This is a genomic window from Stenotrophomonas sp. STK16_22 (genome assembly GCF_051984505.1).
In the GTDB taxonomy this organism is placed as follows: Bacteria; Pseudomonadota; Gammaproteobacteria; order Xanthomonadales; family Xanthomonadaceae; genus Stenotrophomonas; species Stenotrophomonas maltophilia_A.
The window spans coordinates 1-13,078 of sequence record NZ_CP196972.1 but is presented as its reverse complement, the minus strand read 5'-3'; the positions used below and the strand labels follow the sequence as shown (position 1 = coordinate 13,078).

The following is a 13,078-nucleotide window of genomic DNA, read 5'->3' as shown; positions in this document are numbered from 1 at the left end:
TCATGACTGTTGTGTTGCGGTGTAGCGTTTACTGCTGCACAAAACCGATCTTCTTCATCTGAGCATTCTTCGCGGCGGCCAGAACCTTGGCCATCACGTCGTACTCGGAATCCGGGCTGGCGTCGATGCGCAGTTCCGGCTGGTTGGTCGGGTCACGCTGGACCTCCTGCTCCATCCGCTGCTGCAGCTCGCTGGTATTGATCGGGCTGTTGTTCCACGAGACCTGGTTGCTGGCGTCGATCTTCAGTTCGATCGGCGGCGGCGGTTCGACCAGCTGCGGCGGTGGGTTGAGCACGCGCTGCGGCAGGTCCACGGCGATCGGGTACGTCATGATCGGCGCGGTCACGATGAAGATGATCAGCAGAACCAGCATCACGTCCACGAGGGGCGTGACGTTGATGTCTGCCATGGGGCCCTTGCCACCACCACTACTGAATGCCATGGCTTATTGCCCCTTTTCTTTGGTCGCGACGAAGCCGACGTCCAGCATGCCCTGCTCCTGCGCGACCTTGGTCAGGTCGTTGATGACGCGCATCTTGGTGGTGCGGTCACCACGCAGGTTCAGCGGCGGCTGCGGGGTCTGCTGGGCGGCGGTCGCCAAGCGCGACTCGAGAGTCTGCTTGTTGATTTCTTCGTCGTTCCAGTAGATCGAGCCGTCTTCCTTGACTGCCAGGGTGATCGGTCCGGAACGCTTTTCAGCATCTTCCGGCTTCTGGATCAGGTTGGCTTCCGGCAGATCCACCTTGACCTTGTGGGACATCAGGGGCGCCGTGATGATGAAGATGATCAGCAGCACCAGCATCACGTCCACGAGGGGCGTAACGTTGATGTCGGCCATGGGGCCGCCGCTGTTACCACTACTGAAAGCCATAACGGGCTCCGTCTAGATCTTGGTGACTACTTACGTTCGTCGCTGGGTGACGCGCGCCGCAATTAGCGGACGCGCGAGCCGGTGGCGAAGAAGTCGTGCAGGTCGTGCGCGAAGGTATCGAACTTGCTGATGGTCGCGCTGTTGATCTTGCTGAAGAAGTTGAAGGCGAACACGGCCGGGATCGCGACGAACAGACCGATCGCGGTCATGATCAGCGCTTCACCCACCGGGCCTGCAACGGCGTCGATCGAAGCGGAGCCGGTGGCACCGATCTTGATCAGCGCGCCGTAGATGCCCCACACGGTACCCAGCAGACCGACGAACGGAGCGGTCGCGCCGACGGTGGCCAGCAGGGTCATGCCCGACTGCAGCTTGTTGCTTTCGCGGGTCACGGCCTGACGCAGAGCGCGGTCGACGAACTCCGAACGGCTCAGGTTCTCACCCACGCCGCCGGTGGCGCCGCCTTCAGCGCGCTGGTGGTGGGCAGCCGCCTGGGCAGCGTCCAGGGCGATCTTGGAGAACGGCTCGGAAGCCGGCTGTTCTTCCATCGCACGGATGGCGTCCTGCGCGTTCGGGGTATCCCAGAACAGGCTGACGACGCGATCAGCGGCGCTCTTCAGGCGGGTGGCGCGGAAGATGTTGATGACGGTCCAGTACCAGGACATGGCCGACATGACGACCAGGGTCAGCAGCACGACCCAGGAAACCGCGAAATCACCCGGCTTGGTGGTCATTTCGTGGATCAGGTGCTCGAAGCCCATCTGCGACAGGGCGTTGGACGGATTGCCCCCGGCAGCAGCGGCGATGAAAATTTCCTGCAGCATGACGCTTACCTTTGTTGTGTGTGGTGATAAAGGGTGTAGCTAAGCTAAACAATCGAACTGGGAGCGGGGGTGGCCAGGTGGCCACCCGGACGCATCAGTTCAGCGCAAAGTTGACCGGGACGCGAACGCGACCTGCCGCCTTCTTACCGCCAGATTCAGCGGCGTTGAAGCGCCACTTGCGAGCTGCTTCCATCGCAGCACGGTCCAGGTCGCGGTTACGGCTGGACTTTTCCACCGTGACATTGGTGACGTTGCCGTTGGCATCGACATCAATGATCAGGATCACTTCGCCCTGGATACCCGCGCGGAAGGCTGCCGGCGGGTAACGCGGCGGATTCATGGCCTTCGAGGAGATATCCACGCTGGCCTCGATCGAGGTCGGCGGAGCCGGCGGCGCGGGCGGCGACGGCGGGGTGACGATATCGTTCGGACGCGGTTCCGGCACGTCCACGACCGGCGCCTGCGGCGGCGGCGGGACCGGCGACGGCTTCGGCGGCGACAGATTCTTCACCGGCGGTGGCGGAGTATCCTGCGGCGGCGGCGGCGGCGGCGGCGGTGGGGGCGGCGGCGGCGCGTCGACGATGGTCACCATGACGTTGCGCTCCTTCTCAGCCACGGCCTTGGGAGCCACGGCGGGGATCAGGAGCATCATGAACGCGGCCAGATGCAGGGCAATTACAAACGCGATGCCGACGATGCGAGGCCAGCTCAGCCCCTTGTCATCGGGTTGTTCGTACCGGTGAACGACTAGTTGTTCCGTCATGCGCCAAGAGCTCAATAGTGGGGCCGGGATGCCGGGGGCGGAATCCCTGATCAGCGGTGCATGACACCGCAGGAACCTCCAAGCTTATACCAATCCTGAGCGCCTGCGCATCAACTGAGCAGGCATTCAGGCGTTATTCCTACTTACTTCAGGTTGATGATTTTTTTTGCATCAGCCTGGTTCTTCACACCCTTCGCCAGCGCCTGCTGGGCGGCCTGCTTGGCCTCCGGGATGCGACCTTCGGCATGCAGGACGCGTGCCAGGTTCAGGTAGGTCTCACCGTCCTTGGACAGCGGGGCAGCCTTCTGCCACGCATCGATCGCCTGCGGCACCTGGTCGGAGTAGTAGTAGGACTGGGCCAGCGCCAGGTAGACCTGGTAATCCGGCTTCAGGATGCCCTTCTGCAACCCTTCGTTGATGACCGCGATGACGTCCTTTTCCTTGTGTTCGGTGTTGGCATAGATCGAGTACAGCTGCTTGTACTCGCGCTCTTCGGTGAGCTGGCCGCTGCTGCGCAGCTTGTCCATCACCGCAGCCGCCTTGTCCATCTGGTCGGCCTGCATGTACATGCTGGCCAGGTTCAGCTGGGCCTTCTTGTCGTTCGGGTTCTTGGCAGCCAGGGCCTCGGCTTCCTTGACCGCTTCACCGGACTGGCCGGCTTCGGACAGAGCCGCCATCAGCAGCTGGTTCCAGTTGTCCTTCGGTTCGGTCGAACCGGCGATGGCCTGCTTCAGCACCGGGATCGCTTCCTGGTAGCGCTCCAGCTGGTACAGCGCCTGGCCCTTGGCGATCAGCTCTTCCGGCTTGGTCGACTTGCTCTCGGCGAAGTACTTGTCCAGGGTCGCCAGGCCTTCGGCGGTCTGGTCTTCCTGCAGCTGCAGCTGGCCCAGCATCAGCATCGACTGGAAGTGCCCGTTGTTGTCCAGGCCGTTGAACTGCAGGACCTGCTTCAGGTAGGCCACGGCAGCCGGGGTGTCGTCGGTCTGGTAGGCGGCCTGCGAGGCCAGCTGCGCGGCCAGCGACTTGTCGTACTCGTTCGCGGCGCTGTCAGCCAGGATCGCGTCGGCCTGCGTGCGCGTCTCCGGGAACTTTTCCTTGTTGTAGCTGTCGATCATCTTCTGCAGCTTGCTGCCCAGCTTGGCCGATGCCTTGACGGTCGGCTCCTCGCGGGTCGCGTTCGGGTACAGCGCTTCGGCCTTGGCCTGCTTGCCGCCGCGGTTGCCACGCTCGGAGGAACGCGAGGACTGCGCGAAGGCATCGGTGACCACGGCGCCGGTCAGGGCGGTCGCGACGAGGACGGAAAGCACAGCTTTGTGGTTACGGAAAATCATCGTTCACCTCGATCGAACCGCCGGATAGCGGCAAAGTCGGACTGTCAGAAAAATCTGAGCCGCCAAACGTATCAGAAACAGATGGCGTGAGAAATCGTTTTATGTGCTGCAATACAGCATAGAACTGCGCACTCATCCGCACTTTGGCCGCAGCCCGGCCGCCTGCGCCTGCTGATAGACCGGCGTCAGTCCCGGTGCATCGCGTCGCAGTTCCTGGATACGGTTGGCTGGATCGGGGTGGGTGGACAGCCATTGCGGGCTGCGGCCGCCACTGGCGGCCATCATGTTCTGCCACAGGTCGACCGCCTGCGCCGGGTTGAAACCGGCCTGGGCCATCAGTCGCTGGCCGATCACGTCGGCCTCGCTTTCCTGGGTGCGTGAACCGGGCAGCAGGAAGGCGGTCTGCGCGCCCATGCCCCCGAGCTGGTTGACGGTGCTGGCAGCGCCTTCTCCGTAGGCCGCGCCGGCCAGCGCACCAAGCACGGCCAGCCCGGTCTGCGCACCCATCTGCCGGGTGATGCGCTCTTCGTGGTGGCGGGCGATGACGTGGCCGATTTCATGGCCGATTACGGCAGCCAGCTGATCCTGGTTTTTGGCGACGGTGAAGATGCCGGTGTTCACGCCGACCTTGCCACCGGGCAGGGCGAAGGCGTTGGGCTCCTTGTCGACGAACACGGCCGTCTCCCACCGTACGCCACGGTATTGAGGCGGCAGCTGCGCGACCAGGGCGTTGACCACGCACTGCACGTAACCGTTCTGGCGGCCGTCGGTGCTGATCTTTTCCTTCTGCTTGGTTTCGGCGAACGCCTGTGCGCCGAGCTGGTCCAGCTGCGCCTGCGACACCCCGCCCACCATCTGCCGACGGCCGGTAGGAGAGGTCGTGGTCGCGCAGGCACTGACCAGGGTGGTGATGACAAGGGCCAGCAGCAGTTGTTTCATGGATCCACCCCCGTGTTCATATGCGCAGTGTGTAGCGTAGCGGCTTAATCTTTCGTCAAGCGGACACGGCGTTACGTTGCCCCGAAGAACACAAGCGCGGCAAGCGCCACGCCGTTGTTCAGCGCGTGCGCGGTGATCGCGGCCCAGAGTGTGCCGGTGCGCTGGTACAGCCAGCAGAACGCGGCACCCATGCCGCCATAGACCAGCCACAGCTGCGCGATCTCGGCCGGGCCGTTGGCACTGGTGCCAGGGATTTCATGGATCAGGGCGAAAGCAAGGCTGCTCAGTACCACGCCCAGCCACGGGCGCCCGGCCTTCCACAGGCGGCCAAACAGCACGCGGCGGAACAGCAGCTCCTCGTAGGCCGGTGCCAGTACCACCGCGAACAGCACCAGGAACAACGGGAAGCGCGCGATCGCACTCTGCATCAGCGCCAGATTGGTGGGAACCGGCTCGATGCCGAACTGCTTGGCCAGGAAGGCGATGCCATTGCTGCCGAGCACGATCAGGGTCGCCACCAGCAGGGTCCAGCCCCAGGTGGAGGGACGGCGCAGCGCCTGGCGCGACGCGTGGCGCTCGGCGGCATTGGCCGGCCGTCGCCAGAAGTACAGCAGCAGCGCGGCGCCGCCGGTGGCAAACAGCGCCATGAGAATCTGCGCAAGCGCGCCCGGCTGGCCCAGTGACGCCGCTACCGAACTGGCGTCGGGGGCACCAGCGCCGGCCTGCGCGTTCGCGTAACCGACCACCACGCCACGGTACAGGCCCCATAGCAGGCCGCTGATCAGGCTCAGGCCAAACAGGGTGACAGCGGCGATACCCAGGTCGATGAAAAACCCCGCCAACGGCGAAACGGCACGCGGCGCGGCAGAAGCCGGCGGAACCGGGGGCGGAGCGGAAACCGGGGCGGATGCGGACATCAGGTACCTGCGTTCAAGAGTCGAAGGCCGGCGCGCCTCCCCGCGCACCGGCCGTGTCCCGATTGTGTCAGATATCCAGGTTTGCGACCTTTAGCGCGTTGTCTTCGATGAAGTCGCGACGCGGTTCGACGACATCGCCCATCAGCGTGCTGAAAATCTGGTCGGCAGCGACAGCATCTTCGATGCGCACCTGCAGCAGTCGACGGGTTTCCGGATTCACCGTGGTGTCCCACAACTGCTCCGGATTCATTTCACCCAGACCCTTGAATCGCTGGATCTGGCGGCCGCGCTTGGCCTCCTCGAGCAGCCAGTTCTGTGCCTTGGCAAAGCTGTCGACTTCGATCGACTTGGCACCGCGGGAAATGGTCGCGCCTTCGCGGACCAGACCGTGCAGCAGCTTCGATGCCTGGTGGATCGCGCGCAGTTCGCCGCTTTCGAAGGCCGACATCGGCAGCACCTGGATGTGCTGTTCGCCCATGTGGCGACGGGTCACCAGCACAGCGGCCGGGCGCTCATCGTTGGCGTCCTGCAGTTCCAGCGTGAAACGCGGGCTGCCCAGGCTGCCCTGGTTGAGACGCTTGGCCAGTGCATCCAGGCCCTCGCCTTCGCCGGCAGCGCGCAGGCTTTCCAGGTCCATCGGGACGAAGTCGACCAGCGCTTCAAGCAGGTTGCGGTCGTAGCGGTGTGCGTTGCGCTCGATCGAATCCAGCGCCGCCGCGTAGGCCAGCAGCAGCTTCTCCAGCGCCAGGCCTTCGATGCCGGGCTCGCCGGTGGCCGGCACCAGTGCAGCGTTTTCCACTGCGCTGCTGGCCAGGTAGCTGTCCAGCGCCGGGTCGTCCTTCAGGTACAGCTCCTGCTTGCCCTGCTTGATCTTGTACAGCGGCGGCAGGCCGATGTAGACGTAACCGCGCTCGATCAGCTCCGGCATCTGGCGGTAGAAGAACGTCAGCAGCAGGGTGCGGATGTGGGCGCCGTCGACGTCGGCGTCGGTCATGATGATGATCTTGTGGTAACGCAGCTTGTCCGGGTTGTACTCGTCACGGCCGATGCCGGTGCCCAGCGCGGTGATCAGCGTACCCACCTGGTCGGAGGACAGCATGCGATCGAAACGCGCGCGTTCCACGTTGAGGATCTTGCCGCGCAGCGGCAGCACCGCCTGGTTCTTGCGGTTGCGGCCCTGCTTGGCCGAACCACCTGCCGAGTCACCCTCGACGATGAACAGTTCGGACAGCGCCGGATCCTTTTCCTGGCAGTCGGCCAGCTTGCCCGGCAGGCCCGCGATGTCCAGCGCGCCCTTGCGGCGGGTCAGGTCGCGGGCCTTGCGCGCGGCTTCACGTGCACGTGCGGCATCGACGATCTTGCCGGCGATCGCCTTGGCTTCGTTCGGGTTTTCCTGCAGGAACTCTTCCAGGCGCGCACCGAAGGCGTTTTCCACCGCCGGGCGCACGTCGGAGCTGACCAGCTTTTCCTTGGTCTGGCTGGAGAAGCTCGGATCCGGCACCTTCACCGACAGCACTGCGATCATGCCTTCGCGCATGTCATCGCCGGTCAGGTTGATCTTGGCCTGCTTGGCGATGCCGTTCTGCTCGATGTAGTTGTTGAGCACACGGGTCAGCGCACCGCGGAAACCGGCCAGGTGGGTACCGCCGTCCTTCTGCGGAATGTTGTTGGTGAAGCAGTACATCGTCTCCTGGTAGGAGTCGGTCCACTGCAGCGCCACGTCGACGACGATGCCGTTGTGCTCGCCGGTGACTGAAATGACGTTCGGGTGCAGCGGGGTCTTCAGCTGGGCCAGATGCTCCACGAAGCTGCGGATGCCGCCTTCGTAGTGGAAGTCATCGCGACGGCCATCGCCACGCTCGTCGGCAAGGACGATCTTGACGCCGGAGTTCAGGAACGACAGCTCGCGCAGGCGGCGGGCCAGGATGTCGTAGTGGAATTCCACGTTGTCGTGGAAGGCGACGGTCGACGGCCAGAAGCGCACGGTGGTACCGCGCTTGGTGGTGGCTTCCAGCTTGGCCAGCGCAGTCACGGCTGCGCCGTTGCTGAATTCCTGCTGGTAGTGGGAGCCATTCTGGAACACGTCCACCAGCAGCTTCTGCGACAGCGCGTTGACCACGCTGACGCCGACGCCGTGCAGGCCGCCCGAAACCTTGTAGCTGTTGTCGTCGAACTTGCCGCCTGCGTGCAGGACGGTCATGACGACTTCGGCCGCAGACACTTCGCGACCGAGCTTGGCGCTCATCTGCTCGTGCTTGCCGGTCGGAATACCACGGCCGTTGTCGGACACCGAGACCGAGCCGTCGGCGTGGATCGTCACTGCAACGTGGTCGGCGTGGCCGGCCAACGCTTCGTCGATCGAGTTGTCGACGACCTCGAACACCATGTGGTGCAGACCGGTACCGTCATGCACGTCGCCGATGTACATGCCGGGACGCTTGCGGACAGCCTCCAGGCCTTCCAGGGCGGTAATGCTGTTGGCGTCGTAATTGCCGTTGTTTGCCGGGGTGTTCTGTTCGTCGCTCATTGCGCTTGCCGTAGGCTCCGCAGGTCGGGCACCGCTTGGGGCGATGCGCCGAGAATGAAAGGATTCCAACCCGAATTATACCAGCCGGGGTCGAGCGGCCCTGGTGTGCCCACTATGGCACAGCCACGATCTGTGCATGTTCCACGTGGAACCGGGCGATGTGGGTCAGTTCCTGCAGCGCCGCCGGGGTTTCGGTGGCGGTGATGAAGATCTGTGCCGGCCCATTGAGCAGGCGCTCCAGTACCCGCGCCTGATGGGTGCGATCCAGCTCCGAGGCCAGATCGTCCAATGCGATCACCGGCCATTCGCCTCGCTGTTCCGCATAGTCCTCCGCCTGTGCCAACAGGCACGCCAACGCCGTCAGCTTGGCCTGGCCGCGGGACAGCGCATCACGACCTGGAATGCTGTGGAAATCCACACTCCAGTCCGCGCGGTGCGGGCCCACCGAGGTATACCCGGCCTGCCGGTCACGTTCCCGGGCCAGAAGCAGGGCATCGGCCAAGGGAAGCTCGTGCCGCCGCCAACCGGGGCTCAGCTCCAATCCCTGGATACCGAGCTGTGGAGCGAGGCTGGCGGCCAAGGCGACCGTGCGCTGCTGCAGACGCTCCAGGTAGTGCTGGCGGCGGCTGGTCAGTGGTTCTCCTGCCTCGGCCAGCTCGTGATCCCAGGTATCGAGCATCCGCGACGGCCCGCCCTGCTTGAGCAGGGCATTGCGCTGCTTCAGCGCCCGGGAGTAGCGACGCCACAGGGACAGAAAATCCGGTTCCACGTGGAACAAGCCCCAATCGAGGAAGCGGCGGCGGGGTTCACCACCACCACTGACCAGTGCATGGCTCCCGGGCTCGAACGTCACCACGGCCAGCGCTGCGCAGAGATTACCCAGCTGTGCGACATCCTCGCCGTCCAGTCGCCCCTTCCAGTCCTGACCACTGTGGCGCAGGCCGGCTTTTCGGCGGTGGGGCGGGTGATGGGCACGCTGTTCGTCCCATTCCACGAAGATTTCCACAGCTTCCTGGCCCTGGCGTACCAGACCGTCGCGCACCCGGCCACGGAAGCTGCGGCCATAGGCCATCAAGTGCAGGGCTTCGAGCACGCTGGTCTTGCCGGCACCGTTGTCGCCGGTCAGCAGGTTCAATCCCGGCTGGGGCGACAGGTCCACCGCACTGAAACGACGCAGTTGATGCAAGGCGAGGCGGCGGATCTGCATGGGGCGCGAAAGACCATCCGCACAAGGCGGTAGAGGGGCAGGGAATCCATCAGCTTACTGCATCGGTCAAGCCAGCCGTGCCGCGCCAGACATCGCCACTGTGCTGAAGCCTCCGCCTGGCAACCCTACGCGTGTCCCACGTGGTGGCGCTCCCTCATCTGGGCTCGCCTGGGTCTGGATACGCCCGGGAATCCTTGAATTCTGAGCGGCGGCGCAGGGTACCGTCCCTCAGATTTCAGCGATTTCAGCCCCATTCCGCGAGCATCGCCAGGTGCCCCGACGGTGGTTTGCGCGAACACCGCGCAGATTTCTTGAAATCTGGGATGCGATGCCCTGTAGGGTTCCACAGATTTCAAGGAATTCGAGCCCGCCGTTTCACGCTGTCCACAGCAGGTCTGTATGACTTATACACAATGTATGGGCAAGCTGTGGATAAAAAAGCCCTTTTGCCCGACCTGCGAAACTATCCACAGGTTCCCCCCCAGCCTGAGGGGCCTCTATACAGGGGGTTTCAGGTGCATAAATCTCTTCAAAATCAAATAGATAATGCATTTCTCCACGAAATCTGGGCCTACCATCACCACCATGCTTTAGATTTATACCCAGATTTAGAAGCTAGGCCGGCCCCGATCCGACCCCAACGAGACCTGTGGACAGTGGCGTCTGCAGATGAAGCAACCGCAGCGCTGCGACCCACGATCTGCTTCACCCCTCCGGCAAGTTCGGGGAACGTGCATCAGTCTGAAGACCCAGAACGACATACTCGATCGAAAGCGGCTGGACAGCGCTCACGCTCACAACCTTGATTCCAATCGCTCAGCACCGATTGCATCGGAAGGGCAGCCAGGATCAATCGGCAACCAGCAATCTCAAGGAAGCCATTCACCCATACCAGGAGATCCGGCCATCGCGATGCTCCACGTGGAACCTGCAAAAAAAACGCCCGGGAAGATCCCGGGCGTCGTTCGGTTCCACGTGGAACAGCCTGCTGTCAGAGACGCAGCGGCATCACCACATGGCGCGACTTCTCGCTGCTGGATTCACGCACCAGCGCCGAGGAGTTGGAGTCGCGCAGCTGGATGATGACTTCCTCGTCGCGCAGGGCAGACAGGGCATCCAGCAGGTAGTTCACGTTGAAGCCAATGGCCAGATCGCTGACCGTGGTGTCGGCTTCGATCTCTTCCTGGGCTTCTTCCTGTTCCGGGTTGTGCGCGCTGATCTTCAGGTTGCCCGGCGAGACTTCCACGCGGATGCCGCGGTACTTCTCGTTGGACAGGATTGCGGCACGCTGCAGCGAGGCACGCAGTGCTTCGCGATCAACCTTCACTTCGCGGTCGGCACCGATCGGAATCACCGCTTCGTAATCCGGGAAACGGCCGTCGATCAGCTTGGAGGTGAAGGTGACATCGTCGCGCTTGACGCGGACGTGGCTGCGGCCGACTTCCAGCTCGATCTCGCGATCGCCGCTCTCCAGCAGGCGCTGCAGTTCGGTCACGCCCTTGCGCGGCACGATGATCTGGCGCTTGGAACCACTGGGCTTGGCCAGGTCGGTTTCACACAGCGCCAGGCGGTGGCCGTCGGTGGCGACGGTACGCAGCGCATCGCCGCGCAGATCGAACAGCAGACCGTTGAGGTAGTAGCGCACGTCCTGCTGGGCCATCGCGAACGCGGTGCGTTCGATCAGTTCCTTCAGGGTCGCTTCGCCGATGGCCACGCGCTCGGTGGCTTCCACTTCGTCAACCGACGGGAAGTCGTTGGAGGGCAGGGTGGCCAGGGTGAAGCGGCTGCGGCCGGCCTGCACGGTGATCTTGTCACCGGTCTGCGAGACGGTGATCCGGCTGCCGTCGGGCAGGGCGCGGATGATCTCGAACAGCTTGCGGGCGGGGATGGTGGTTTCGCCGTCCTGGGCATCTTCAACCGCGATCCGCGACACCATCTCCACTTCCAGGTCGGTACCGGTCAGCGACAGCTGGCCGTTCTGCACCTGGACCAGGAAATTGGCCAGAACCGGAAGGGTCTGGCGGCGTTCGACCACGTTGACGACCTGTGCCAACGGCTTGAGAAAGGCTTCGCGCTGCAGTGTGAAACGCATGTGGTTCCGTGCCCCTATGCTTTAAAAAATGTGGAATAAATCAAAAGCTTGGTGGTGCTGGTAGAGACAGAATCGCTGGAAAAAAACGCTAAGTCTTTGTAAATAAAGGAATTTCAGACCTCGAAACCCTCTGTATTACCGACCCCCAGGGGGTGGGGAAAGCTGTGGATAAATCCAGCGCGATTTCAGACGCCATTTTTATCCACAACGTGTCCCGCGCTTGCTACCGGATTCTGCACCGTTTTGTGCGATGACGCCTCATCGGCATCCGTGCATCATTCGCTCAGCTTCCGGATCAGCTTGTCCCAGTCCTCGCGGAGCTTGCCGTCGGTTTCCATCAGGGTCCGGATCTGGCGGCAGGCATGCAGCACCGTGGTGTGGTCGCGACCGGCAAAGGCGTCGCCGATCTCGGGCAGGCTGTGCTCGGTCAGTTCCTTGGTCAGGGCCATGGCGACCTGGCGGGGGCGGGCCAGCGAGCGGGTCCGACGCTTCGACAGCAGATCCTTGATCTGCAGGCCGTAGTAGTCGGCAACGGTTTTCTGGATGTTGGGAATGCTGATCGCCTGCTGCTGGGCGCGCAGCAGATCGCGCAGGGTTTCCTGGGCGAATTCGGTGGTGATCGCGCGGCCGGTGAAATTGGCGCGGGCGGTCAGGGTATTGAGCGCACCTTCGAGGTCGCGCACGTTGGAGCGCATCTTCTTGGCGATCAGGAACGCAACATCATCGGGAATCTCTGCACCGCGTTCGCGTGCCTTGGCCAGCACGATCGCAGCGCGGGTCTCGAAGTCCGGCGGTTCGATCGCGACCGACAGGCCCCAGGCAAGCCGCGACTTCAGGCGTGCTTCCAGGCCTTCAACCTCGCGCGGATAGCGGTCGCAGGTCAGGATGATCTGCTGCTTGCCATCGAACAACGCGTTGAAGGTGTGGAAGAACTCTTCCTGGGTGCGGTCCTTGCCGGCGAAGAACTGGATGTCATCGATCAGCAGCGCGTCCACCTGCTGGAACTGGCGCTTGAACTGATCCATGGTCTTTTCCTGCAGAGCCCGGATCATCGCGCTGAAGAACTGTTCCGAACGCAGGTACAGCACCTTCGCACCCGGATTGGCCTGGCGCATGGCATTGCCGGCGGCGAACATCAGGTGGGTCTTGCCCAGGCCCGTGCCTCCGTACAGCAGCAGCGGGTTGTGCGCGCGGTCGCCCGGCTTCTGCGCTGCCTGGAAGGCGGCGGCCAGGCCCAGCTGGTTGCTGCGGCCTTCGACGAAGTTGGCGAACGTGTAGTGATTGTCCAGGTTGCCGGCAAACGGCACCTGCGGTTCGCTGGACACATGCGCCGACGGCGTGGAAACCGGCGCGTTCTGCGCCTCCACGGGACGCGGGCGCGAGCCGATTTCAAGAAAAACGTCGCTGAAACCGGCGAAATGGGCCAGCAGTTCGCGGATCCGGGCCAGGTACAGCTCGCGGACCTGGTCGACGATGAAGGCATTCGGTGCATACAGCACCAGGCTGTCCACGCGCAGATCGGCCTGCAGCGGCTTCAACCAGGTATGAACGTCTTCCGGCGGGAACTCCGCTTCGAGGCGCTCGAGACTACGGGACCAAGCATCCAT

At 63.4% G+C, this 13,078-nt stretch carries 11 protein-coding genes; all 11 read right to left on the bottom strand.

Translation table 11 applies throughout. From position 1 onward, the window contains the following. Positions 1–28: 28 nt before the first annotated feature. Positions 29–442 carry an ExbD/TolR family protein gene (locus ACSYAO_RS00055; RefSeq protein ID WP_005411740.1) on the bottom strand — a complete coding sequence of 138 codons (414 nt, stop codon included), beginning with the start codon at positions 440–442 and terminating at the stop codon, positions 29–31. A gap of 3 nt (positions 443–445) precedes the next feature. Continuing rightward, the gene (locus tag ACSYAO_RS00050) at positions 446–871 is read right to left on the bottom strand and encodes an ExbD/TolR family protein (protein WP_005411739.1); all 426 of its coding nucleotides are present in this window, start codon (positions 869–871) and stop codon (positions 446–448) included. A 62-nt stretch (positions 872–933) separates the two neighbouring features. After that, on the bottom strand, positions 934–1,695 hold the full coding sequence (gene exbB / locus ACSYAO_RS00045; protein ID WP_004132614.1) for a TonB-system energizer ExbB: 762 nt from the start codon (positions 1,693–1,695) through the stop codon (positions 934–936). A 94-nt stretch (positions 1,696–1,789) separates the two neighbouring features. Next, the gene (locus ACSYAO_RS00040) at positions 1,790–2,458 is read right to left on the bottom strand and encodes an energy transducer TonB (protein WP_049420917.1); all 669 of its coding nucleotides are present in this window, start codon (positions 2,456–2,458) and stop codon (positions 1,790–1,792) included. A gap of 143 nt (positions 2,459–2,601) precedes the next feature. Next, positions 2,602–3,789 (bottom strand): tetratricopeptide repeat protein, encoded by a 1,188-nt coding sequence (locus ACSYAO_RS00035; RefSeq protein ID WP_049462891.1) that lies wholly within the window; start codon positions 3,787–3,789, stop codon positions 2,602–2,604. 132 nt (positions 3,790–3,921) lie between these two features. After that, complete coding sequence (locus ACSYAO_RS00030) at positions 3,922–4,728, bottom strand: M48 family metallopeptidase (protein ID WP_032128510.1); 807 nt, start codon at positions 4,726–4,728, stop codon at positions 3,922–3,924. A gap of 71 nt (positions 4,729–4,799) precedes the next feature. Beyond that, a complete protein-coding gene (locus tag ACSYAO_RS00025; protein ID WP_049399023.1) occupies positions 4,800–5,645 on the bottom strand; it encodes a CPBP family intramembrane glutamic endopeptidase in 846 nt (281 codons plus the stop codon). Positions 5,646–5,712: 67 nt separating this feature from the next. Then, complete coding sequence (gene gyrB, locus ACSYAO_RS00020; RefSeq protein WP_032128508.1) at positions 5,713–8,172, bottom strand: DNA topoisomerase (ATP-hydrolyzing) subunit B; 2,460 nt, start codon at positions 8,170–8,172, stop codon at positions 5,713–5,715. A 112-nt stretch (positions 8,173–8,284) separates the two neighbouring features. Continuing rightward, the gene (gene recF / locus ACSYAO_RS00015; RefSeq protein ID WP_049462892.1) at positions 8,285–9,379 is read right to left on the bottom strand and encodes a DNA replication/repair protein RecF; all 1,095 of its coding nucleotides are present in this window, start codon (positions 9,377–9,379) and stop codon (positions 8,285–8,287) included. Between the two features lie 991 nt (positions 9,380–10,370). Then, positions 10,371–11,471: a DNA polymerase III subunit beta gene (gene dnaN, locus ACSYAO_RS00010; RefSeq protein WP_005411731.1), complete on the bottom strand. Its 1,101-nt coding sequence runs from the start codon at positions 11,469–11,471 to the stop codon at positions 10,371–10,373. Positions 11,472–11,746: 275 nt separating this feature from the next. Further along, on the bottom strand, positions 11,747–13,078 hold the full coding sequence (dnaA, locus tag ACSYAO_RS00005) for a chromosomal replication initiator protein DnaA (protein ID WP_005411730.1): 1,332 nt from the start codon (positions 13,076–13,078) through the stop codon (positions 11,747–11,749).